Origin of the sequence: Mesorhizobium sp. M0514 (assembly GCF_040321145.1) — a bacterium.
Lineage (GTDB): Bacteria > Pseudomonadota > Alphaproteobacteria > Rhizobiales > Rhizobiaceae > Mesorhizobium.
This window is the reverse complement of the sequence record NZ_JAMYQZ010000032.1, coordinates 1-22,751: the sequence shown is the minus strand read 5'-3', so window position 1 is coordinate 22,751 and position 22,751 is coordinate 1. Positions and strand designations below refer to the sequence as shown.

Below are 22,751 nucleotides of genomic sequence, written 5' to 3'. Positions count from 1 at the left end.
GGTGTCACCATGAATCCCGACCTCACCTGGATGGCGTGGACGTGGCCGACGGCGGCGTTCTTCGGCACCATTCTTCTGCTGCTGTGCGGCATGGCGTTTTGGGAATTTGCCTCGCCGGGCGGCAATCCGCGCGTCGGCATCCTGCGCTTCGAGACGACGCGCGGCGACCGTCTTTTTCTGTCGCTGCTTGGCAGCGCCTTTATCCATCTCGCTTGGCTGGGTCTTGTCGGATCCAACCTGTGGTGGGCTCTCGCTCTCTCCGTGGTCTACGCCGTCGGCGTGTTCCGCTACGTATAGAGGGGGAAACTGTTGGATCGACCGCGTGCCGGCGGCCGTTCCAGATCGCACTTGAAACCTAAATGTGGAGGAAACCTATGCGACGGCAATTTTTAACATCAACAACTGCCCTTGTCCTGTTGCTCGGGGTAGGCAACGCCTACGCCGGAATGGATGAGGCCAAGGCGTTTCTGGACAAGGAAATCGGCCCGCTGTCGACGCTCGACCGCGCCGGCCAGGAAGCAGAAATGCAGTGGTTCATCGATGCCGCGAAGCCTTTCGCCGGCATGGACATCAAGGTCGTGTCCGAAACCATCGCCACCCACCAGTATGAATCGCAGGTGCTGGCGCCGGCCTTTACCGCCATCACTGGCATCAAGATCACGCATGACGTCATCCAGGAAGGCGACGTCGTCGAGAAGATCCAGACCCAGATGCAGACCGGCCAGAACCTTTATGACGGCTGGGTCAACGATTCCGACCTGATCGGCACCCACTGGCGCTACCAGCAGGTCCGCAACCTGACCGACTGGATGGCGGGCGAGGGCAAGGACGTTACCAATCCGAACCTCGACCTGAAGGATTTTATCGGCACCTCCTTCACCACCGCGCCGGACAAGAAGCTCTATCAGCTGCCCGACCAGCAGTTCGCCAACCTCTACTGGTTCCGTTACGACTGGTTCAACGACGAGAAGAACAAGGCCGACTTCAAGGCGAAATACGGCTACGACCTCGGCGTTCCCGTGAACTGGTCGGCCTATGAGGACATCGCCGAGTTCTTCACCGGCCGCGAGATCGATGGCAAGAAGGTCTATGGCCACATGGACTATGGCAAGAAGGACCCGTCGCTCGGCTGGCGCTTCACCGACGCCTGGCTGTCGATGGCCGGCAACGGCGACAAGGGCCTGCCGAACGGCCTGCCGGTCGACGAATGGGGCATCAAGGTCAACGAGAAATCACAGCCGGTCGGCTCCTGCACGGCGCGCGGCGGCGACACCAACGGCCCGGCTGCCGTCTACTCGATCCAGAAATACCTCGACTGGCTGAAGGCCTACGCTCCGGCCGAAGCCCAGGGCATGACGTTCTCCGAATCCGGCCCGGTGCCGGCACAGGGTGCGGTCGCGCAGCAGATATTCTGGTACACCGCCTTCACCGCTTCGATGGTCGACGCCGGCGCCAAGGCGGTGCTGAACGAGGACGGTACGCCGAAGTGGCGCATGGCCCCGTCGCCGCATGGCGTCTACTGGAAGGACGGCATGAAGCTCGGCTATCAGGACGTGGGTTCCTGGACGCTGATGAAGTCGACGCCGACCGACCGCGCCAAGGCCGCCTGGCTCTACGCGCAGTTCGTGACCTCGAAGACGGTCGACGTGAAGAAGAGCCATGTCGGCTTGACCTTCATCCGCGAAAGCACGATCCACGACAAGAGCTTCACCGAACGTGCGCCGAAGCTCGGTGGTCTGATCGAGTTCTACCGCTCGCCGGCCCGCGTTCAGTGGTCGCCGACCGGCACCAACGTGCCCGATTATCCGAAGCTGGCACAGCTCTGGTGGCAGGCGATCGGCGATGCCTCGTCCGGCGCCAAGACGGCGCAGGAAGCCATGGACTCGCTCTGCGCCGAGCAGGAAAAAGTCATGACCCGCATCGAGAAGTCGGGCGTCCAGGGCGATATCGGCCCGAAGATGGCCGAAGAGCATGACCTCGCCTACTGGAACGCCGACGCGGTCAAGAACGGCAATCTCGCGCCTCAGCTGAAGATCGAAAACGAGAAGGAAAAGCCGATCACCATCAACTACGACGAACTGGTGAAGAGCTGGCAGAAGTAATCTTGGCGTACGCGCCAGGATCATAGTGAACGGGGAGGCGGCATCTTGCCGTCTCCCCTGTTTGTATAGGCGAGCTACCGGGAGGACTAATGACCGGATACATCCTTGCAATCGACCAGGGTACGACATCGACCAGGGCGATCCTGTTCGACGGCGCGATGAAGGTCGCCGGCAGCAAGCAGCAGGAATTCACGCAGCATTATCCTGCCTCCGGCTGGGTCGAGCATGATCCGGAAGAGATCTGGGCAAGCGTCGTCGCGACGGTCAAAGGCGCGCTGAAGGCCGCCGGCCGCGAGGCCTCGGATGTGGCGGCGATCGGCATCACCAACCAGCGCGAAACCGTCGTCATCTGGGACAAGGCGACTGGCAAGCCGATCCACAATGCCATCGTCTGGCAGGACCGCCGCACCGCGCCGCTGTGCCAGAAGCTGAAAAAACACGGCCTGGAGAAAAAGTTCACCAAAAAGACCGGCCTTCTGCTCGATCCCTATTTCTCCGGCACCAAGATCGCCTGGATGCTGGACAAGGTAAAAGGTGCGAGAAAGCGCGCCGAAAAGGGCGAACTGCTCGCCGGCACCATCGACAGTTTTTTGATCTGGCGGCTGACCGGCGGCAAGGTGCATGCGACGGATGCCACCAACGCCTCGCGCACGCTGGTCTACAACATCGAGAAAAATGTCTGGGACGACGAGCTGCTCTCCATCCTGCGCATCCCGGTGGCGATGCTGCCTGAGGTCAAGGATTGTGCCGACGACTACGGTGTGACGGAAAAAGGCCTGTTTGGCGCCGAAATCAAAATCCTTGGCGTGGCCGGCGATCAGCACGCAGCGACCATCGGCCAGGCCTGTTTCGAGCCAGGCATGATGAAATCGACCTATGGCACCGGCTGCTTTGCGCTGCTCAACACCGGCGCCGATCTGGTGCGCTCGAAGAACCGGCTGTTGACCACCATCGCCTATCGGCTGAACGGCAAGACTACCTATGCCTTGGAAGGCTCGATCTTCATCGCCGGTGCCGCCGTGCAATGGCTGCGCGACGGCATCAAGGTGATCGGCAAGGCCGAGCATAGCGGCGTTTTGGCGGCAACCGCCGACCCCACGCAGAACGTCTATCTGGTGCCGGCTTTCGTCGGTCTCGGCGCGCCGCATTGGGACGCCGAGGCGCGTGGCGCGATCTTCGGGCTGACGCGCAACTCAGGCCCGGCGGAGTTTGCCCGCGCGGCGCTGGAATCCGTCGCCTACCAGACCCGCGATCTCCTCGACGCAATGCGCAAGGACTGGAAGGGGGCGTCGGCCAAAACCGTGCTTCGCGTCGACGGCGGCATGGTGGCCTCCGACTGGACCATGCAGCGGCTGGCCGATATCCTCGATGCGCCGGTCGATCGCCCGACCATTCTGGAGACGACGGCGCTGGGCGCAGCGTGGCTTGCCGGCTCGAAGGCGGGTGTGTTGCCGAAGGCGAAGGATTTTGCCAGGAGTTGGGCGCTCGAGCGCCGCTTCAAGCCGGACATGGATGCCACGGTGCGCTCGGCAAAGCTCGCGGGCTGGCGCAATGCGGTGCGCCGGACGCTGAGCGCGCGGTAGTAAATCATGGCGGGGGAAGGGGATGAATCCACACTGGTATGGGGCCTGGCGCGACGAGGCTGTCGAACAATTGGATGCAAAGAATGCACGCTTGCAGCAGGAGTTCCGACTCGGCAGTTGGCCTCGCTATGACTATGATCTGACAGAAGGAAAGCTTCTGTTCTCGGACAACGGCATCACCAAGGTCGTCGCCGAAATCCAAATCGCCGGATCGACGAGTGCCAAGGCCAGCAACTGGCTCTGGGCTTGGGCAAATTCAAACCTGCCTGGCGACCTGCTTGCCGACGCAGAGCTGGTTCGGTCTTTCGGACAGGAGCATTCCATTGATGAGCTGGCTCAACCCTATGCGATAGATTTGAACAACGACCTGGAAGTGCTCGGCTGGAAAATGACCGCAGCTGCGGTTCGAATCTGCAACGGCCTCGGCGCATACCGTTCTCCGCGTGGTGAAGGCGGAGCCCTGTATCTGATCTTCAAGAGCGTCAATTGGGCCAGCTAATCCGCCCCGCCCGTACCCAAGCAACCTACGGAAAAGCCCGCGCCGTTGCCGGCGCAGGCTTTTCTACTCAACACTTGGTACCAACTCAGCTCAATAGGGCGAATTGCACTGTTGACGCGGGCCGTAATTGGGCTGGAATGTGTTGTCCGAAGCGCGGTACGACCGATAGCGGTCGTAGCACCACTGCACATGGGCATCGCCGCGGTTGTTCTCGCTGTTGACGATCGCACCGGTGATCAAGGCGCCGGTGGCGAAGGCAGCCAGCGGGAACCAGTAGTCGCCGTGACGGCGATAGCCGCGGTGATATTCGCGATAGCCGCGATGGCCATTCCAATAGCTGCCGCCATCATTGTTGCGCGAGAACTGGCGGCCTACGCGGAAATCGCGATTGCCGGAATTGCGGTTGCCATGGCGCATCCACCGCCAGTTGTCATGACGAGAATCGCCCACATTCACGATGTCGGACGAAGTTGCTGATGACTGGGGCACGAACATCTGGGTGGCATTGGCCGGCATAGCGGCGGCCGCGGCAAACGAAATTGACAGGGTGGTCGCCAGTAGACCCGTTGCGATCTTGTTCATGATCTTCTCCTTGAAGGGTGGTTGACGTCCCTTGTGAGACGAAAACGGCCCGCTCGTGCGATGGTTCCCACCAAAACAGTAAGTTGCTGATTTGTAATGTTTCTCGAATGTGGCGCGTGAGAAAAGGCGCGTCTCGCGCGCCAACAGATCGAACCGGCGACCACGTTGCGGGAACGGCTCACCGGGCTGGTGACGACGCAATTTGCGGCGCGTCTGGCAATGGCTGAAACCCCGGTCGAACGGCCATCTTTTTCCGGTTGACCGGTCGCGGCACTCTCCCTATGTTCCGCGCAATTTCGAGGGCGGCCTTTAGAGCCCGCGGGAGCGCGTAGCTCAGCCGGTAGAGCAACTGACTTTTAATCAGTAGGTCTCGGGTTCGAACCCCGACGCGCTCACCAGAAATATTTCGTGCGGAAGTTGCTCCCTGTCAGCAGCCCCCATCGCCGCCTACAATCGCCGCCCGGTCTTGACGTCGAACAGATGAGCACAGGCGCGGTCGATCTCGATGCGCATCTGCTCGCCCTGTTTCAGTGCCAGCCGCTCGCGGAAAAGGCAGGAGATTTCTTCTCCGGCGCAGTCGACCCTGGCAAAGATTTCCGAACCCGTTGCTTCCAGAAGCACGATCGTGCCGGGGATTCCTTTGGCGGTCGTCGCTCGGATGTGTTCGGGCCGGATGCCGTAGATGAGGTCGCCGCCGGGAATGTTGGTCAGGTCGATGCCTTCTGGCAGCGGCAAGATCAGTCCACCGGCGCTGCGGAAAACGCCTTCCTCGACATGGCCGCGAATGAAATTCATCGCCGGCGAGCCGATGAAGTCGGCAACGAAGAGGTTGGCCGGGCGATCGTAGAGATCGAGCGGCGCGCCGATCTGCTCGACAAGGCCGTCATGCAGCACGACGATCTTGTCGGCCATGGTCATGGCCTCGATCTGGTCGTGGGTGACGTAGATGGTGGTGGTTCCCAGCCGCTGGTGCAGCGCCTTGATCTCGCCGCGCATCTGCACGCGCAATTTGGCGTCGAGATTGGACAGCGGCTCGTCGAACAGGAACACCTGCGGGTCGCGCACGATGGCCCGGCCCATGGCGACGCGCTGGCGCTGGCCGCCGGAAAGCTGACGCGGATAGCGGTCGAGCAGCTTGTCCAGGCCGAGAATGCTGGCGGCCCTGCCGACGCGGCCGGCGGTGTCGGCCGGATCGGCTTTCTTGATCTTCAGGGCAAAGCCCATATTGTCGGCCACCGTCATATGCGGATACAGCGCGTAGTTCTGGAACACCATGGCGATGTTTCGGTCGCGCGCCCTGAGATTGTTGACGACGCGATCGCCAATGGCGATCCTGCCGCCCGAGATCGTTTCCAGTCCGGCAATCATGCGCAGCAGCGTCGACTTTCCGCAGCCCGACGGCCCGACCAGGATGACGAATTCGCCATCGACGATGTCGACGCTGACATCGTGGATGATCTTGGCGGCTCCGAAAGCCTTCTGAACGTTGTTGATTGTTACCGATGCCATTGGATTTCTCCCGGAAATGAGTGATGTCGGGGCCGTGCCTCAGCCGCCCTTGACGGCGCCTGCGGTCAGCCCGGCGACGATCTGCCTTTGCGCGAACAGGGTCAGCACCAGCACCGGCAGCGTCACCACAAGTGCTGCGGCGGCGAGCGGACCCCAGCTCACCTGCTCGTAGGAAAGCATGTTGTAGACGGCGACCGGCAGCGTGCGGGTCTCGCGGCTGGCGAGCACAATGCCGAAGACGAAATTGTTCCATGAGAAGATGATCGACAGGATGAAGGCGACGACAATGCCCGGCTTGGCGATGGGCAAGGCGACCAGCCGGAACACCTGCCAGGAACTGGCGCCATCGATGTTGGCCGCTTCTTCCAGCTCCATCGGCGTGGTCTCGAAATAGCCGATCATCACCCAGACCACGATCGGCACCGTCACCACCAGATGGATGATGATCTGCGGCCACAGCGTGCCGAGAATGCCGACCCACTGGAACAGCAGGAACAGCGGAATGAGATAGGAAAGCCCCGGCGTCATGCGGGCGATCATGATGACCACCGCCGAGCGTTCGGCCTTGAGCCGCGCGATGCCATAGCCGGCCGGCACGCCGATCAGCAGCGCCAGCAACGTTGCCGTGCCCGTCACCAGAACCGAATTCCAGAAATAGAGCAGGAAATTGTTCTCCTCGAATACCTTTACATAATTCGACCAGGCGAGATGTTCCGGGATCAGGATCGGCGGGTATGCACCGTTGTCGATCTCGAACTTCAGCGACAGCGAGATCATCCAGAGGAAGAACAGGATCGCCGGCGAGACGAAGACCAGAGCCGCGAAAAACAGCCCGATCCGGTTGAGCAGCCGTGAACTCATCTATTTGCCCTCCACCCCGATCCATTGGGAGCGCTGGCGCAGCATCAGCAGGATGAAGGACAGCGCGACGATGACGATGAAGAACACCACGGCCATGGCCGAGCCATAGCCGATGTCGTAGTAGGAGAAGGCGGTGTTGTAGAGATAGATGTTGATGGTTTCCGAGGCCGTGCCCGGTCCGCCCTGGGTCATGGCATAGATGATGTCAAAACTTTTCAGCGCATCGATGGTGCGGATGATCATCGCGATCATCAGGAACGGCGCGATCATCGGCAAGGTGAGATAGCGGAATTGCTGCCAGGCGTTGGCGCCATCGATCTCGGCGCTCTCGAAGGGCTCGCGCGGCACGGAGGCCAAGCCGCCCAGCACGATCAGCATCACCAGCGGCGTCCACTGCCAGGTCTCGACCGCAACCAGGGACGGGATGACCGTCCTGGCATTAAAGATCCATTCCTGCGCCGGGATGCCGACCAGCGACAACAGATAGTTGAGCACGCCAAGCTGGGGATGGAACATCATCGTCCAGACCAGCGCCACGGCGACTGGCGTTGCCATCATCGGCATGACGAAGACGCCGCGCAACAGGCCGCGCAGCGGAAATTTGGCGTCGAAGATCAGCGCCGCGACAGTGCCAAGGAACATCGGCGCCGCAACCGAAAGCGCCGTGTAGGTCAGCGTATGGAAAAGCGATTCCCAGAAGCGTTGGTCGACGGCCAGCCGCAGGTAATTTTCCATCCCGGCAAAGCTTCGCGCCTGGCCGAGGGTCCAGCGGTTGACGCTCATCCACAGCGTGAAGGCCCAGGGAAAGACGATCACGGCGCCGATGACGACGAGCGCCGGGGCGACGAAAGGCCAGTAGTTGGGAGCCAGACGGATGGTCTGGCTCCCTTCGATGGCTTGCGTCGTCACCCCGGTGCGTTCTGGGGTGATGGCGGACATCAGCCTTGCTCGCTCCGGTCGAGCACCGGCTGGAACTGCTCGGTGGCCTTCTTCAGTTCCTCCGCCGGATCGGCGCCGGCGATCAGATTGGTCAGCGCCACGCCATAGATGTCGCGGAACTCGGTGACCGGAATGATGACCGGCAGCGACAGCCGGCTGACATTGCCCGAGCCGACCACGGCATCGAGCCAACTCGCCGGCATGGTGACGCCTTCGCGCACCTTGGGATCTTCCAGCACCGACTTGCGGAACGGCACGCCGGCACCCGCCTGCAGCAGGCGCGCGCCCATGGCGGGCGAAATCGCCCACTGGCAGAAGAGGTAGGCGGCCTCCTTCTTCTCGCTGGTGGCCGTCACGCCGAGGCCGTCGCCAAAGGTGCCGGCGGCATGCGCCTTGGGCCCCTTGGGCATGACGCCGTAGCCAACCTTGCCGACCACTCGTGACTTTTCCGGATTTTCCATTGGCGGGGCAAAGCCGACGCCATCGAACCACATCCCGATCTTGCCTTGCAGGAAGGCGGACTGGGCTTCGGCCCAGTTGAATCCGGTGACGCCTGGAGGCGCCGACTTGGTCATCAGCCGCTGGTAGAGGCTGGCCGCCTCGACCGCCTCGGGCGAGGTCGTGCGCAGCTTGCCCTTGTCGTCGAGCGGCGTCATGTCGTAGCCGAGCATAAGCGACGTCCACACCGGCGTGTTGGCGTTCTTGAGGCCGCGGGCGACAAATCCATAGGTGTTGGTCGACGGGTCGGTCAGCGCTTCGGCCGCCGCCACCAATTGCTCGAAGGTTTCAGGGTATTTGAGGCCCTTGGCCTCGAACAATTCCTTGTTCCAGTAGACGATCCAGTAGTCGACTGAGAACGGTAGCGAGCGCAGCACGCCCTGGCCGTCCTTGGCAAACAGCATGCCGGCATCGGCGAAATCGGTTTCCACCAGCGCAGGATCGGTCAGGGTCGAGTCAGCGAGATAGCCTGATATGTCGGCCAGCCAGCCGCCCTTTTCGAACTGCCGCTTCTGCACGTGGTAGCTCAGATGCACGACATCGAAGCTCGGCTTGCCGGAGCTGAGTTCGATCACCGTCTTCTGGCGCTGCTGCTGTTCCGGCGTCGCTTCGGCATTGACCTTGATCCCGGTCAGTTCCTCGAACTCGGCGATGTATTTTATCAGCGTGTCGCTGCGCGGGCTTTTCACCAGATTGACGTCAAGCGTCGTTCCCGCAAAGCGCTTCCAGTCGACGCCGGCGGCAAAGCTTGGGCGAACACCGGCAAAGCCGGCGGCGGCAAGGGCGGCGGTTCCCTGGAGGAGTTGCCTCCTGGTTGGGTTGAACAGATTGGACGACATTTTCTTCCTCCCGGTTGTTGTCGTTGTCGATTGCGCCGCAGCGACCGCGGCGCGGCTCATGCTTCCTCAGATTTGCAGCGCCAGCCGGCGCGCCTTATCGATATGCTGGCTAATGGCCTCGACCGCCTTGCCAGGGTCGCGGCTCTGCATCGCATCGATCACCGCCAGGTGCTCGCGCATGACCGGCACGACGCGCCCGTCGATACGGAACCGTTCCTGGTGGATCAGGCGGATCTTCACCGAATTGACCAGATAGGCCTTGGCGATGATCTCGTTGCCCAGCGCATCGATGAACGTGTCGTGCATGGCCCAGTCGATGGTCTGCGCCTTGGCCTCCATCTCCGGCGTCGGGGTTTGCGCCAGCGCCTGGGCAAGCATGTCCTCATGCTCGCGCCGCAAGCGGGCAAGCTCGGCATCGGAGGCGCTTACCGTAAACAGCGCCACCGCTTCACGCTCCATGAACAGGCGGAACTGAAAGGCCTCGCGGATCAGGCTGATGTCTATATGGGCGATCTGCATGCCGCGCTGCGGGATGGTCGTCAGCAGTCCTTCCGCCTCGAGACGCGGCACGATCTCGCGAATGGCGCCGAGTGGCAGTCCGGTGAAGGCAACCAGCTCACGTTGCGACACGAACTGGCCCGGCTTGAAGTCGCGCGCCAGCAAATGCCGCGTGAAGCTGGCATAGGCCTTCTCCCTGAGGGTGGTCGGGTCGTTGCCGTCTTCCATTTCGGCGCGCTTCCCTTTGCCGGTCAGGCCGGTTCCCTGGCAAACAGGCTGTCATAGGCTGCGGCAAGCTGCTGCTGCCCTTGCAACGCAATCGGCTCCAGCGGCGGACGGACCGCCAGCCAGCGCTCGTCGCCGGTCTTGCGCGCCACCATGACCTTTACCGCGGGGGTGACCGGATATTTCAGCAATTCGAGCACAAAACTTTCGACGCGAGGATCGTCGCGCCCGTCCTCGGCCATGGCGCGGATTTCGTCCGGCACGAAATTGGCCATGCCCGAGATTGCACCTTGAGCACCCAGTCGCACCGCACGCGCCAGATGCCTTTCATCGCCGATCAGGATCACCAGATCGCCATAGGCGGCAAGCAGCGCCTCGCTGTAGCTCCAATTTCCACCGGAATCCTTCACCCCGGCGACCACGTCGGGAAAAGCAGTGCGCAATCGGCCGATCAGGCCAAGCGAAAGCTGCACCATGGTAACCGAAGGGATGTTGTAGAGCAGCACGTCACGGGCGAGGGGGCCAAGCGCGGCAAAGACGGCGGAGAACCAGCCGAAAAGGCCCTCCTCGCCGACATTCTTGAAGTAGCTCGGCGGGGCCAGCAGAATGTTTCGGGCGCCTCGCTGCAAGGCATGCTGTGCCTGTTCGGCGGCGTCTTCGGCGGCGTCGACCAGCACGCCGGCAACGAGTTGATGCGGCAAGATTCCAGCAGCCAGCATGGCTTCGTTCACCGACCGCCGCTCCGTCGTGCCCACCGATGCGCCTTCCCCTGTGGTGCCGAAAAGCGTCACGCTGCCGCAACCCTGCGCCAGGCAACTTTTGGCCTGAGCGATCATGAGGGCGGTGGCGATATGCCCTCGGGCATCGAAAGGTGTGGCGAGAGCGGCCGAAAGGCCAAAGCGTGATGTCACCGGAAGGTCTCCGAAGTAGGTGTGTATGCCGTGTTAGCACACTAACATGTTAGTCGTAAATTGGGGTGGTGCGCTTTTTTAACAGCGGAGGGCCTTATCGAGCGGTTCACGGGTTCGAAGCTCATGGCGGATCGAGACCATTGGCGAAACAGCAGGATGGCCCAGTGTTCGGGCGCGGAGCGGCAGCTCCAACCTTGTCCCCATCCCAGTCGATGGCTAAACTCAGCCTTTCCCAGGGGAGGGTTCTGACATGACACTTCAGCTTTCGGCGGATGCTGTCGCTCCTAAGGCGGCGGCGCCTCAAAAATACCTCTTCGGCCCGGTCGCCGATTTCCTCATGCTGGGCGGCAGCGCCTTTCTCATCCTGCCGGTGCTGTTTCTCGTTCCGCTCGAATATGAAGGTCCGGTGGCCGCAACGATGGTCTTCGTGGCCTATCTCGTGAACTATCCCCACTTCGCCCACTCCTACCAGCTCTTCTACCGCAATTTCGGGCGCAAGGTGACGGGCGACGGCTACGACAGGAGCCTGCAGCTCCGTTACATCTTCGCGGGCATTGTCGTGCCCCTGGTCATGGCCGGGTTCTTTGCCTATGGCGCCGCGGCGGCGAACACGCGCCTGCTCGGCTATGCCACCAACGCCATGTTCTTTTTTGTCGGTTGGCACTACGTCAAGCAGGGCTACGGCATGCTGATGGTGGATGCGGTGCTGAAGCGCAAATTCTTCGACGACCGCGACAAGAAGGTGCTGCTGGTCAACTCCTATGCCGTGTGGATCCTGGCATGGCTGCAGACGAATACGGCGGTCACCCAGGGCAAATATTATGGCCTGGACTATTACACATTCACGGCCCCTTCCTGGATTACCGACATCGGCGTGCTGGCGGCCGTTGCGTCGACGGCGGCCACGCTGTTGATGCTGGTCAATCGCTGGCGGAAGAACGGTGGCGGCCTGCCCTATAACGGTTTGGTGGCCTATGTCGCGTCGCTCTATCTCTGGATCCTGATTGCGCGCGTAAACCCGCTTTGGCTGCTGATCGTTCCCGCGCTCCACTCGCTGCAGTATCTCGCCGTGGTCTGGCGCTACCAGACGAACGTCGAGCGAGACAGTTCCGATGCCGAAGGCGATCCGCAGCCGAAAATCCTGTCCTTTCTTGGCCCCCTCTACAGGTTTCGGCTCCTCGGCTTCATCGTCGGCGGCACGGCCCTTGGCTATCTCGGCTTCTGGCTGATCCCATCCGCGCTGACGGCTTTGATTCCCTATGACAGGCAAGTGCTGGGGTCATCGCTGTTCTTCTTCATCGTGCTCATCTTCATCAATGTGCACCATTATTTTCTGGACAATGTGATGTGGCGCCGTGGCAATCCGGAGGTATCGAAGTATCTGTTCCGCTGACTGATGCGCAGACTGTCGAGCCCGGTTTTCGTCAGCTGTCGAGTATGCCATTGCGAGCGTGATCGTCAGTGCAACGGAGAGCCCTGGAATGGCGAAGTGCTTTTCCGAGAGCCGCCTGGAAAAATACCCTGCGGTGGCATCTGTACCGGCGTTGGCGCCGCCGGCGTGACCCTCGACGCGTGAGTTGCGGCCGACGTGCGGCGGGATCGGCTGGAACGTCATGAAACCAGTGAGACATTGCCGCCGGCATGGCGCTCGATGCGGCCGGCAAGGTCGAGTTCCAGCAGCACCATGGAGACTTGCGCGGCGTTGAGGCCGGTGTGGCGGATGATCTCGTCCACGCCCACCGGCGTTGGGCCCAGCGCCTCGAGCACGGCGCTGCGTTCGTCCTCACCGGGCGGGGGTGTTGCCGAAAAATCGGGTGCCTTTTCTGGCGGCGCAATGCTTCGCGTTCGCGTGCCCGCCAAGGGTGCGATCGCACCGGAAACGTCGGCCGCCTCGGTGACCAGGGTGGCGCCATCCTTGAGCAGCCCGTTGGAGCCGGCGCAGCGCGGATCGAGCGGCGAACCCGGTACGGCAAAGACCAGCCGGCCCATCTCGCCGGCCAGGCGCGCGCTGATCAGCGAGCCGGAGCGTTGCGCCGCTTCGATCACCACCAGTCCGAGGGCGGCGCCCGCGACAAGCCGGTTGCGGCGCGGAAAATCCTGCGCCCGCGGCTGCCAGCCGAACGGCATTTCCGAAATGACGGCGCCGCCACGCTCGGCAATGTCGTCGCACAAGCCGATATTTTCGGGCGGGTAGGGGACATCGAGCCCACCGGCCAGCACACCCACTGTACCAGTCGAGAGACTGCCCTGGTGTGCTGCCGTGTCGATGCCGCGCGCCAGGCCGGAAACGATGACGTAGCCGTCGCGGCCAAGATCCGCCGCCAGCATGCGCGCCATCTTGATGCCGGCGAGCGACGCGTTGCGGGCGCCGACGATGGCCACCGCCGGCAGGCGAAAGACGGCTGCCTCGCCCTTCACGGCAATCAGTGGCGGCGGATTGTCCATGTTTTTCAGCATCGGCGGGTAGTCGGCCTCGCCGATGCCGACGAAGCGGGCGCCGTTTTCACTGGCTGCGTCGAGTTCCGCTTCGGCTTCCTCCACGGAAGGAATGCGCATGATCCTTTTGGCTCCGCCCGAAATCATCAGCTCGGGCAGCATCTCCAACGCCGCCTCGGCCGAACCAAAGCGGTTGATCAATTCGCGAAACGAGGCCGGGCCGACATTTTGGGTGCGGATCAGCCGCAGCCAGCTCAGCCGCTGCCGGTCGCTGAGGCGCGGCCCGGCGGCGGGCTTGCTCAACCCTTGGCTCCGATCTTGCCTTCGGTGCCGGCAAGAAGGCGCGAAATGTTGGCGCGATGTTTGAAGATGACGATCAGGCTCATCACCAGGAACAGCCCGGCGGTCTCAGGTGTGCTCCAGAAATAAAGCGCGATCGGCACGATGACTGCCGCCGTCAGCGCTGCCAGCGAGGAATAGCGAAACAGAAAAGCCATCGCCAGCCAGACGACGATAAAAATCAGCGCCACATGCCAGCCGAGCGCGATCAGCACGCCGAGATAGGTCGCCACGCCCTTGCCGCCCTTGAAACCGAGCCAGACCGGAAACAGATGGCCAAGGAAGGCGCCAAGGCCCGCCCAGAGTCCAAGGCCAGCCCACAGTCCGTAGTCGTGTCCAAAATGGCGCGCGATCATCACCGCCGCCGTACCCTTCAACGCGTCGAGCACCAGCGTCGCGGCGGCGAGGCCCTTGTTGCCGGTGCGCAGAACGTTGGTGGCGCCGATATTGCCGGAGCCGATTTTGCGCACATCGCCGAGGCCGGCCGCGCGGGTGATCAAGAGGCCGAAGGGAATCGAGCCGAGGAGATAGCCGAACAGCAATGCCAGGATAACGTTATAACTCATTGTTTGCCCCCGCATTTCCCCAGCAACATATCGGTCTGCGACGTGGCGCGATCGCTCTAGCTCGAAAACACTGTGCGGCCCGCCACCAGCGTTTGCAAGACCATGCCTTGCAGCCGCGCACCTTCGAAGCAGGTGTTTTTCGAGCGCGAGCGGATGCCGCTTTCACTCACGATCCAGGGTTCTTCAAGGTCGATCAGCGCAAGATCGGCCGGCGCTCCCGGCTTCAGCGTGCCGCCCGGCAGGCCGAACAGCCTTGCTGGTGCGGTGGACAGTGTTTCGACCAGCCGAAGTAGCGGCACGTCGCCATTGTGGTAGAGCCGAAGCGCTGCTCCAAGCAGCGTCTCCAACCCGATCGCGCCGGCAGCTGCATCGGCGAAGGGAAGGCGCTTGGTGTCGACATCCTGCGGGTCGTGCGAGGAGACGATGATGTCGATCGTGCCGTCCTTGACCGCCTCGATCATGGCCAGCCGGTCTTCCTCCGCGCGCAAAGGCGGCGTCAGCCGGAAGAAGGTGCGGTATTCCCCGACATCGTTCTCGTTCAGCGACAGATTGTGGATCGCTACGCCCGCCGTGACATTGGCCTTGTCGGCTTTCGCGCGCGTCATCGCTTGCGCTGCCATCGCCGTCGAGATCTTGGCCGCGTGGTAGGCGCCGCGCGTCAGCCGTGCCAGCGCCAGGTCGCGCTCCAGCGGGATGGACTCGGCCTCGCGCGGAATGCCGGCAAGGCCGAGCCAGCTGGCATACAGGCCTTCATTCATCACGCCTGCCGAAGCGAGGTCGCCATCCTGTGTCTCATGTGCGATGACGCCGCCGAAATCGCGGGCATAGGTCAGCGCCCGGCGCATCACCAGTGCGCTGGATATTGTGTGCCGCCCATCGGTGAAGGCGACCGCACCGGCCTCGCGCAACAGGCCGAATTCGGTCATCTCGCGACCGGCGAGGCCTTTGGTGATCGCCGCCGCCGGAAAGATGTTGACGCTTGCCGTGTCCCGGGCGGTGCGCAGCACGAATTCGACCAGCGCGACATTGTCGATCACCGGGTCCGTGTCGGGCATCATAACGATGGAGGTAACGCCGCCGGCCGCCGCCGCAACGCTGGCCGAAGCGATGGTCTCGCGATGTTCGCCGCCCGGCTCGCCGATGAAGACGCGCGCGTCGATCAGGCCGGGAATGATTGCCTTGCCGGCGCAGTCGACCACGGTGGCTCCCGCCGGCAGGCCCTGGTTCAGGGCAGCCTTGCCGGCGGCAACGATCTTTTTCCCCTCGACGATGACGGTGCCGACCTCGTCGATGCCGCGTGACGGGTCGACGATGCGGGCGCGCTCAAAGACCGTCGTGCTCATGCGCTCCGGCCCTCGTTGCGGCGCGGGTCGAGCAGCGCTTCCATCACCGCCATGCGCACGGCGACACCCATCTCGACCTGTTCCTGGATGACGCTTTGCGGACCGTCGGCGATTTCGGACGCAATCTCGACGCCGCGGTTCATCGGCCCGGGATGCATGACCAGCGCGCCGTCCTTGGCGGCCTTCAGCTTTTCGGCATCGAGGCCGAAATAGCGGAAATATTCGCGCACCGAAGGCACGAAGGCGCCTTCCATCCGCTCACGCTGCAAGCGCAGCATCATCACCACGTCGGCGCCCTTGAGGGCCTCGGCCATCGAGCGCGAGACGATGACGCCCATTTTCTCGATGCCGGACGGCAGCAGCGTCGACGGCGCCACGACCCGCACCTGCGCGCCAAGCGCGTTCAACAGCATGATGTTGGAACGCGCGACGCGCGAATGCAGGATGTCGCCGCAGATCGCTACGATCAGTTTCGACAGCGGCCCCTTGGCACGGCGGATGGTCAGCGCGTCGAGCAGCGCCTGCGTCGGGTGTTCATGCGCGCCGTCGCCGGCATTGACCACCGAGCAGCCAACCTTCTGCGCCAAAAGGGCGGCGGCGCCCGCCGATTGGTGGCGGATGATCAGGATGTCGGGCCGCATGGCGTTCAGCGTCATCGCCGTGTCGATCAGCGTCTCGCCCTTCTTCACCGAAGAGCTCGCCACCGACATGTTCATGACGTCGGCGCCGAGCCGTTTCCCGGCCAGTTCGAACGACGACTGCGTGCGCGTCGAGGCTTCGTAGAAGAGGTTGATCTGGGTGCGGCCGCGCAGCGTCGAGGTCTTCTTTTCGCACTGCCGCGAAATGGCGACGGCGCGATCGGCCCGGTCGAGCAGAAGCTCGATGTCACCGGGGGAAAGATCGCGGATGCCCAGAAGATGGCGGTGAGGATAAAGCGGCAGGGACGAAGCGTCGGTCATCTCAAGGCGCTGCTATAGGGGGGAGAATTCCTTGCCGCAAGCGCCAGCTTGGGATTGCTGCCTTTCTCCCCGGTATTTTCGTCGCGCGCGCCGCCTGGCTTGGGCTATATCTAGCCGATTGCTTCGGATTCGAAGCCTTGTGATGATAGGCCTTTCTACCGTTAGAAGGCCCTTCTACTTTCAGAAGGATTGGGCGTGAACGACGACGTGACCAACCAGCCGCCGCCGCTGACGGGCGGCAACGCCTGGCGGGGCGATCCGTTGCTGATCCAGCTTGCCGAGCGCTTTTCCGATCCGGTGCGCAAGGACCTCGACGGGCTTGGCCGGTTCGTCCTGACGCAGGAGGCGCAGGAGCTGGCGCGCCTCGCCAATGTCGAGACGCCGAAGCTCCGCACGCATGACCGTCAGGGCCGGCGCATCGACCTCGTCGAATTCCATCCGGCCTATCATGCGCTGATGCGCCGCTCGGTTGCCGGCGGCCTGCATTCCTCGATCTGGGAAAACGGCGATAGCGAGATCGGCCGTCGCCATCAGGTGCGCGCCGCGCGTTTCTACCTGACCGCCGAACTCGAGACCGGGCATCTCTGCCCCATCACCATGACCAGCGCTTCGCTGGCCGCCCTGATGGCCAGCCCAAAGCTGTTTCGCGAATGGGCGCCGCGCGTGACGACGCGCAAATACGACCAGAGCCAGAAGCCGCCGGTCGACAAGGCCGGGCTGACGCTCGGCATGGGCATGACCGAAAAGCAGGGCGGCACCGACGTGCGCGCCAACACCACACGGGCCGAACGCGCCGGCAGCGGCTTTTATCGCCTCACCGGCCACAAATGGTTCATGTCGGCGCCGATGTCGGACGCTTTTCTCGTGCTTGGACAGGCGCCGGAAGGGCTTTCCTGTTTTCTCGTCCCGCGCATCCTCGGCGACGGTTCCGGCAACGGCTTCCGCTTTCAGCGGCTGAAGGACAAGCTCGGCAACCGCTCCAACGCCTCATCGGAGGTAGAGTTCGTCAACGCCATCGGCGAGATGGTCGGCGAGCCCGGCGCCGGCATAAAGACGATCATGGACATGGTCACGCTGACCCGGCTCGACTGCGCCGTCGCCTCGTCGGCAATCATGCGAGCGGGGCTGGCTGAGGCCGTGCATCACGCCCGTCACCGCCAGGTGGCCGGCTCGACGCTGATCGAACAGCCGCTGATGCAGCGCGTGCTGGCGGACATGGCGCTCGATGTCGCCGCCGCCACGGCACTCTCGTTCCGACTGGCGCGCTCCTTCGACGAGGCTGCCGGCGACCGCGGCGAGGCTGCCTTTGCCCGCGCCATGACCCCGGTGGTCAAATACTGGGTCTGCAAGATCGCGCCGCCACTGCTCTATGAGGCGATGGAGTGCCTCGGCGGCAATGGCTATGTCGAGGAAGCGCCGCTCGCCCGCTACTACCGCGAAGCCCCGGTCAATGCGATCTGGGAGGGCTCAGGCAATGTCATGGCGCTCGACGTGCTGCGCGTGCTCGGCCGCGCGCCCGGCCTGTTCGAGGAGGTGCTGGCCGGCATCGACCGCGATCTCGGCGCCGGCGGACGCGGAACCATTGGCGTGCTCAAGGCGGCCATGCAGGTCGCCGGCACCGATGAGGGGTCGGCCCGCCTGCTGACCGAACAGCTGGCGCTGTCGGCGGCAGCTGCGGAATTGCGCCGGCTGGGGGCAGGGCGGATTGCGGACGCCTTCGTCGAGACGCGGCTCGCCGGCCAGTGGCGCAACACCTATGGCATGCTCGATTCGCGCCACGATGCGCGCATGATCATCGACACGCTCTATCCGCCGGTGAATTGAGGGCCTTCCGCCAGGCCGTGAACGAATTTGCCTGCCAGTGGACAGCCGTTAACCTTAACGAATGGTTTCCGTTGCAGCCGCAGGCCGCAGACCCCACTGTCTTTGTCACCAAAGCAGGAATGCCATGCGGCACATTTTGACGTCCTTTCTGGCCTTGCACTGGGCGCTGGTTTTCGCCCTGCTGGCGTTCATCTGTGTCGATGGAAACCGCGGCGTTGCGGGCGCTCTGGGCGTGCTCGGCGTGGTCGTGGAAAACACTCGTCTGGCCGATCTCGACAATGCTGCCGTCGTGGCGCCGCTGGCCATCGCCTTGCTGGTCGTGGCGGTGCTGTTTTGCTGGGTCTTCGTCGAGAGCCTGGTTAACGCCGCAGCGAGCCCGGACGGAGCCGACAGTGTGGCGCGGACCGCCTTCATTTCGGCATCCGCGGTGTTGTCGCTGATCCTGATCGGCGGCGCAGCGCGAGGCATCAACGGCCTGTTTTTGGTTGTCGCCGTGCAATTGGCGGCACTTCTGGCCTCCTATGTCGCCATACTGGCCGAGCGGAGGTCGGTCTTCGCTGTCATGGTTTCTCGGGAGGCAGAGAGCCGCGCCACCGCCCATGCCATGGCCAAGGGTGCCGCGCACGGCTCCTTGCTGTCGCGCATTTCCGGCCGTCCGGACATTGGTCCCAGCGGTCCCAGAGGCGGTTCCAGCCGCAGGGACGGTCACTGATGCGCACGCTGTTCGCATTGTGGGCCGCGCCACTCGCTCTGTTCTGGGGCTGGTTCTTCCTGTCGCTCAACGACATCAATTTCGGCTACGTCATGCTCAGCCGGCAGCTGCATGATTTCGTGTTCCAGCTCTACGGGCAGATGCTGGGCATCGATCCGGCGATCATTCCGGGCATGGTGGCAAGGGCCTGCGTTTTTGACGGCTTCCTGCTGATGGCATTGTGGGCGTTTCGCCGCCGCCGCAACATCACGGCCTGGGTCAGGCGGCAGGCGGGGAATCCGGTTCCGTCCGATCGCGTGGGTCAAGCGACTGGAGCCGGTCCAGAACTCCCTGCAGAATAAAGGCCGCAGCCGCCGAATCGATCTTGCCGGCGCGCTTTCGGCGCGAGAAATCCATCTCGATCAGCGTCCGCTCCGCCGCCACCGTCGACAGCCGCTCGTCCCACAGCACGAAGGGCAGTTCGGTTATGCCTGCCATGTTGCGCACGAAGGCGCGCGACTTCTGGGCGCGGGGACCTTCCGAACCGTCCATGTTGATGGGAAGACCGAGTACAAACGCACCCACATTGTCCTTCTGCAGCTGCGCGAGCAGCGCTGCCGCATCCAGCGAAAACTTTTTGCGCAGGATGACCGGGCGCGGATGGGCGAAGGACAAGCCGCGGTCGGAAACGGCGACACCGATCGTCTTGTCGCCGAGGTCGAGCCCGGCCAGCGTCCTGCCGCCTTCCAGCCGTGCCGGCAGATCCTCGATTGCTATGATGCCCAACGGCTTTCCCCACCAGCGTTACCGTGACCCAGTCTATCGCTACCCAGACTTGCCGTCACAAAGAGCGCGACACGTTCTTTTGAACCGCGAGCACACTATGTCACTTTAATTTTGCTGCCGGCGTTCTATCTTCCGGCGCAACCAAAATCGAGGAACACGATCGATGAAATTGACCTGGTACGGACATTCCGCCTTCCGCGTCGAGACATCAGGCGCGACCATCCTGATCGACCCCTATCTCGTCGGCAACCCATCATGGACGAGCGGCTGGGAGGGGCCGGCGGAAGGCGTCACCCATGTGCTTCTGACCCACGGCCACAGTGACCATGTCAGCGGCGCGGTGGAGGTGCTGAAGAAGAGCGGCGCCCAGCTGGTCGCCAATTACGAGATCTGCATGTACCTGGTCGGCAAGGGCGTCGACGGCAAGAAGATCAATCCCGGCAATCATGGCGGCACCGTCGATTGCGGTGCCTTCACCACCACATTCGTGCAGGCACTGCATTCCTCGTCGTTTGGGCTCGATGGCGGCCAGAACGTCTACCTCGGCAATCCCAACGGGCTGGTCCTGCATTTCCCGGAGGACAAGACGCTCTACCATATGGGCGACACCGACATCTTCTCCGATATGGCGCTGATCGAGGAATTGCATGAGCCGAAGATCGGCCTCGTGCCGGTCGGCGACCGCTTCACCATGGGCGGCGCAGTGGCGGCCCTGGCCTGCCGGCGCTTCTTCAACTTCGACACGGTCGTTCCCTGCCATTTCGGCACCTTCCCGATCATCGACGCGACGGCGGAGAAGTTCGTGGCCGGCCTCGAAGGGTCAGGTGTCGACGTAGCCTTGCCAGCGATCGGCCAAACGATCACACTATAAAGCGATCGTTTGAACGATCCCTTGTCGCAAAGGGGAATTAAACCATGGGCTTGAGAGTGACTCTTTGCGTGTCGATGCTGGTTGCGGCGTCGCCCGCATCCGCCGCCGAGGACTTCATCAAGGGCGTTTACCTCCAGACCCAGGAGCTTTGCGCGCAAGCCAAAAAGGACACGCTGCAGACGCTGATCGACACCGGCAATGTCATCTTGTCGGCGGACGGCCTGCAAAGCGTCGAGTATAATTGCGAGTTCGTCCAGGTCACCAAGGCGACGCGCTCGCCGAGCTGGGCGGTCACTGCCATCTGCCAGGAGCCGGGCTTTCTCTTTCCCGATATACTGTCGATCACGCAGATGAACGTGACCCAAATCGACATCGTCTCGGTGCGCCCGACCGCCGACGAAGGCGAGCAGGCCGGCAATGGCGGCAGCTATTATCTGTGCGAGGGTGTATCGCTGCCCTAGGCTGAAATGCCGCCCTGGCATGAACGGGCTCTATCCCCAAGCACGATCGATGTTGCGCGGCACGCGCCACGCCGCTATAGCGCCATCTGGTTTTCCCAAAGGCTAAAGACATGTCCGTTGATCTGCAAACTGTGAAGCGCGTCGCGCGTCTCGCCCGCATTGCGGTGAGCGAAGAGGATGCCGAGCGCATGACCGGCGAGCTGAACGCCATTCTGGGCTTTGTCGAGCAGCTGAACGAGGTCGATGTCTCCGGCATCGAGCCGATGACATCGGTGACGCCGATGGAGATGAAGAAGCGCCAAGACATCGTCACCGACGGCAACAAGGCCGCCGATATCGTCGCCAATGCGCCGGCCACTGACGAGAATTTCTTCCTCGTGCCGAAGGTCGTGGAGTAGGCGGCCGATGGCAATCGAGATCGCGATCGAAACGCCGCTGCAGGACGATGTCCGAGCTTTGGTCGAGGAGCTCAACGCGGCTCTGCTCGAACTGACGCCGCCGGAGCATTGCTACCATCTGACGGTCGAGCAGATGGCTGGCGACGACACCACCGTCTTTATCGCCCGCGACGACGGGCAAGCCATCGGCTGCGGCGCGCTGAAGCGCCATGATGCCCGAGTCGGTGAGGTCAAGCGCATGTACACGCGGCCTTCGCATCGGGGCAGGAAGATCGGCGCCAAGATCGTCGAACATGTCGAAACGCTAGCGCGCAGCGAAGGGCTGAAGCGTCTGGTGCTGGAAACCGGCGACCGCCATCCCGCCGCCTGGACCGTCTATGAACGCGCCGGCTTCTCGCGCTGCGGGCCGGTGCTGGATTATCCCGATTCCGAGTGGTCGGTGTTTTACGAAAAGAGCCTTTGATGAGCGAACTGACCCATCTGACAATTTCGCAGGCGCGCGCCAAGCTGCGCGCCAAGGAGATTTCTGCCGTCGAAATCACCGAGGCCTATCTCGGTGCCATCGAGCGCGCCAATCCGGTGCTCAATGCCTACATCGTCGTCACCGGCGACAAGGCGCGCGATATGGCCAAAGCTTCCGACGCCAGGCTCGCCAAGGGCCAGGGCGGTGCGCTGGAGGGCATCCCGCTCGGCATCAAGGATCTGTTCGGCACCGAAGGTGTCCACACCCAGGCCTGCAGCCATGTGCTCGACGGCTTCAAGCCGCGCTACGAATCGACAGTCACCGCCAATTTGTGGGCAGACGGCGCCGTCATGCTGGGCAAGCTCAACATGGACGAGTTCGCCATGGGCTCGTCCAACGAGACCTCCTATTACGGCCCTGTCGTCAATCCGTGGCGGCGTTCGCGCCTCGACACGGTGGTGATGCCGACCACGCATCAGGGCGATGGCGGTTTCGTTTCGGCCGGCGGCACGAAGACCGCGCGCACGCTGGACAATGCCCAACTGGTGCCGGGGGGCTCGTCGGGGGG

General features: G+C 62.9%; 25 protein-coding genes and 1 tRNA gene. 14 read left to right on the top strand and 12 right to left on the bottom strand.

What is annotated here, in order from left to right; translation table 11 throughout:
* Window positions 1-9 precede the first annotated feature (9 nt).
* The 4 genes from NKI61_RS15345 to NKI61_RS15330 all read left to right on the top strand — a co-directional run bounded on the left by NKI61_RS15345 (window position 10) and on the right by NKI61_RS15330 (window position 4,184).
* Window positions 10-297, top strand: a complete 288-nt coding sequence (locus NKI61_RS15345; protein ID WP_352839977.1) for a DUF2160 domain-containing protein — start codon at window positions 10-12, stop codon at window positions 295-297.
* A 77-nt stretch (window positions 298-374) separates the two neighbouring features.
* A complete protein-coding gene (locus NKI61_RS15340) occupies window positions 375-2,102 on the top strand; it encodes an ABC transporter substrate-binding protein (RefSeq protein ID WP_023684654.1) in 1,728 nt (575 codons plus the stop codon).
* A gap of 89 nt (window positions 2,103-2,191) precedes the next feature.
* Window positions 2,192-3,685 carry a glycerol kinase GlpK gene (glpK, locus tag NKI61_RS15335; protein ID WP_023684655.1) on the top strand — a complete coding sequence of 498 codons (1,494 nt, stop codon included), beginning with the start codon at window positions 2,192-2,194 and terminating at the stop codon, window positions 3,683-3,685.
* Between the two features lie 22 nt (window positions 3,686-3,707).
* Entirely contained in the window at window positions 3,708-4,184 is a 477-nt protein-coding gene (locus NKI61_RS15330) for a DUF6882 domain-containing protein (protein WP_023684656.1), read from the top strand.
* A gap of 90 nt (window positions 4,185-4,274) precedes the next feature.
* On the opposite strand, the gene NKI61_RS15325 is transcribed toward NKI61_RS15330, so the two are convergent.
* On the bottom strand, window positions 4,275-4,766 hold the full coding sequence (locus NKI61_RS15325; protein WP_023739972.1) for a BA14K family protein: 492 nt from the start codon (window positions 4,764-4,766) through the stop codon (window positions 4,275-4,277).
* A gap of 322 nt (window positions 4,767-5,088) precedes the next feature.
* Between NKI61_RS15325 and NKI61_RS15320 the strand changes: the two genes are divergently transcribed.
* A tRNA-Lys gene (locus NKI61_RS15320) sits at window positions 5,089-5,164 on the top strand.
* 49 nt (window positions 5,165-5,213) lie between these two features.
* On the opposite strand, the gene NKI61_RS15315 is transcribed toward NKI61_RS15320, so the two are convergent.
* The 6 genes from NKI61_RS15315 to NKI61_RS15290 form a co-directional block, all read right to left on the bottom strand.
* Window positions 5,214-6,275 carry an ABC transporter ATP-binding protein gene (locus tag NKI61_RS15315; protein WP_352839974.1) on the bottom strand — a complete coding sequence of 354 codons (1,062 nt, stop codon included), beginning with the start codon at window positions 6,273-6,275 and terminating at the stop codon, window positions 5,214-5,216.
* A 39-nt stretch (window positions 6,276-6,314) separates the two neighbouring features.
* Window positions 6,315-7,136 carry a carbohydrate ABC transporter permease gene (locus tag NKI61_RS15310; protein WP_023700756.1) on the bottom strand — a complete coding sequence of 274 codons (822 nt, stop codon included), beginning with the start codon at window positions 7,134-7,136 and terminating at the stop codon, window positions 6,315-6,317.
* Window positions 7,137-8,075, bottom strand: a complete 939-nt coding sequence (locus NKI61_RS15305; protein ID WP_352512600.1) for a carbohydrate ABC transporter permease — start codon at window positions 8,073-8,075, stop codon at window positions 7,137-7,139.
* A complete protein-coding gene (locus NKI61_RS15300; RefSeq protein ID WP_023819934.1) occupies window positions 8,075-9,412 on the bottom strand; it encodes an ABC transporter substrate-binding protein in 1,338 nt (445 codons plus the stop codon). Before NKI61_RS15300 ends, NKI61_RS15305 begins: the two co-directional genes overlap by 1 nt.
* 66 nt (window positions 9,413-9,478) lie before the next feature.
* Window positions 9,479-10,138, bottom strand: a complete 660-nt coding sequence (locus tag NKI61_RS15295; protein ID WP_352839972.1) for a GntR family transcriptional regulator — start codon at window positions 10,136-10,138, stop codon at window positions 9,479-9,481.
* 23 nt (window positions 10,139-10,161) lie between these two features.
* Window positions 10,162-11,046: a dihydrodipicolinate synthase family protein gene (locus NKI61_RS15290; protein WP_352839970.1), complete on the bottom strand. Its 885-nt coding sequence runs from the start codon at window positions 11,044-11,046 to the stop codon at window positions 10,162-10,164.
* 250 nt (window positions 11,047-11,296) lie between these two features.
* Here NKI61_RS15290 and NKI61_RS15285 point away from each other — a divergent pair, with 250 nt between their 5' ends.
* Window positions 11,297-12,439 carry a hypothetical protein gene (locus tag NKI61_RS15285; protein ID WP_352839967.1) on the top strand — a complete coding sequence of 381 codons (1,143 nt, stop codon included), beginning with the start codon at window positions 11,297-11,299 and terminating at the stop codon, window positions 12,437-12,439.
* Window positions 12,440-12,657: 218 nt separating this feature from the next.
* Here NKI61_RS15285 and dprA read toward each other — a convergent pair whose 3' ends face one another.
* From dprA to NKI61_RS15265, 4 genes are read right to left on the bottom strand one after another with little or no spacing between them, the layout of a single operon-like run.
* Window positions 12,658-13,785, bottom strand: a complete 1,128-nt coding sequence (gene dprA, locus NKI61_RS15280; protein ID WP_027049461.1) for a DNA-processing protein DprA — start codon at window positions 13,783-13,785, stop codon at window positions 12,658-12,660.
* Window positions 13,782-14,387, bottom strand: a complete 606-nt coding sequence (plsY, locus tag NKI61_RS15275) for a glycerol-3-phosphate 1-O-acyltransferase PlsY (protein ID WP_023696534.1) — start codon at window positions 14,385-14,387, stop codon at window positions 13,782-13,784. The genes dprA and plsY overlap by 4 nt, the downstream gene beginning before the upstream one ends.
* Before the next feature lie 56 nt (window positions 14,388-14,443).
* Entirely contained in the window at window positions 14,444-15,730 is a 1,287-nt protein-coding gene (locus NKI61_RS15270) for a dihydroorotase (protein WP_352839965.1), read from the bottom strand.
* Window positions 15,727-16,689: an aspartate carbamoyltransferase catalytic subunit gene (locus NKI61_RS15265; RefSeq protein WP_352839963.1), complete on the bottom strand. Its 963-nt coding sequence runs from the start codon at window positions 16,687-16,689 to the stop codon at window positions 15,727-15,729. Before NKI61_RS15265 ends, NKI61_RS15270 begins: the two co-directional genes overlap by 4 nt.
* A gap of 195 nt (window positions 16,690-16,884) precedes the next feature.
* Between NKI61_RS15265 and NKI61_RS15260 the strand changes: the two genes are divergently transcribed.
* The 3 genes from NKI61_RS15260 to NKI61_RS15250 all read left to right on the top strand — a co-directional run bounded on the left by NKI61_RS15260 (window position 16,885) and on the right by NKI61_RS15250 (window position 19,566).
* Window positions 16,885-18,513 carry a DNA alkylation response protein gene (locus NKI61_RS15260; RefSeq protein WP_031253397.1) on the top strand — a complete coding sequence of 543 codons (1,629 nt, stop codon included), beginning with the start codon at window positions 16,885-16,887 and terminating at the stop codon, window positions 18,511-18,513.
* Between the two features lie 124 nt (window positions 18,514-18,637).
* Window positions 18,638-19,225 (top strand): hypothetical protein, encoded by a 588-nt coding sequence (locus tag NKI61_RS15255; RefSeq protein WP_352839961.1) that lies wholly within the window; start codon window positions 18,638-18,640, stop codon window positions 19,223-19,225.
* Entirely contained in the window at window positions 19,225-19,566 is a 342-nt protein-coding gene (locus NKI61_RS15250) for a DUF6105 family protein (RefSeq protein ID WP_023693426.1), read from the top strand. The genes NKI61_RS15255 and NKI61_RS15250 overlap by 1 nt, the downstream gene beginning before the upstream one ends.
* On the opposite strand, the gene ruvX is transcribed toward NKI61_RS15250, so the two are convergent.
* Complete coding sequence (gene ruvX / locus NKI61_RS15245) at window positions 19,484-19,990, bottom strand: Holliday junction resolvase RuvX (RefSeq protein WP_352839960.1); 507 nt, start codon at window positions 19,988-19,990, stop codon at window positions 19,484-19,486. The genes NKI61_RS15250 and ruvX overlap by 83 nt on opposite strands.
* Window positions 19,991-20,153: 163 nt before the next feature.
* On the opposite strand from ruvX, the gene NKI61_RS15240 reads away from it, so the two are divergent.
* The 5 genes from NKI61_RS15240 to NKI61_RS15220 all read left to right on the top strand — a co-directional run.
* Entirely contained in the window at window positions 20,154-20,861 is a 708-nt protein-coding gene (locus tag NKI61_RS15240) for a metal-dependent hydrolase (protein WP_352674498.1), read from the top strand.
* A gap of 44 nt (window positions 20,862-20,905) precedes the next feature.
* Window positions 20,906-21,322 (top strand): hypothetical protein, encoded by a 417-nt coding sequence (locus NKI61_RS15235; RefSeq protein ID WP_352674499.1) that lies wholly within the window; start codon window positions 20,906-20,908, stop codon window positions 21,320-21,322.
* 110 nt (window positions 21,323-21,432) lie between these two features.
* Window positions 21,433-21,720 carry an Asp-tRNA(Asn)/Glu-tRNA(Gln) amidotransferase subunit GatC gene (gene gatC / locus NKI61_RS15230; protein ID WP_352839958.1) on the top strand — a complete coding sequence of 96 codons (288 nt, stop codon included), beginning with the start codon at window positions 21,433-21,435 and terminating at the stop codon, window positions 21,718-21,720.
* 7 nt (window positions 21,721-21,727) lie between these two features.
* The gene (locus NKI61_RS15225) at window positions 21,728-22,183 is read left to right on the top strand and encodes a GNAT family N-acetyltransferase (RefSeq protein WP_023671000.1); all 456 of its coding nucleotides are present in this window, start codon (window positions 21,728-21,730) and stop codon (window positions 22,181-22,183) included.
* On the top strand, window positions 22,183-22,751 hold a 569-nt coding region (locus NKI61_RS15220; RefSeq protein WP_352839957.1), incomplete at its 3' end, for an amidase. The genes NKI61_RS15225 and NKI61_RS15220, both read left to right, overlap by 1 nt.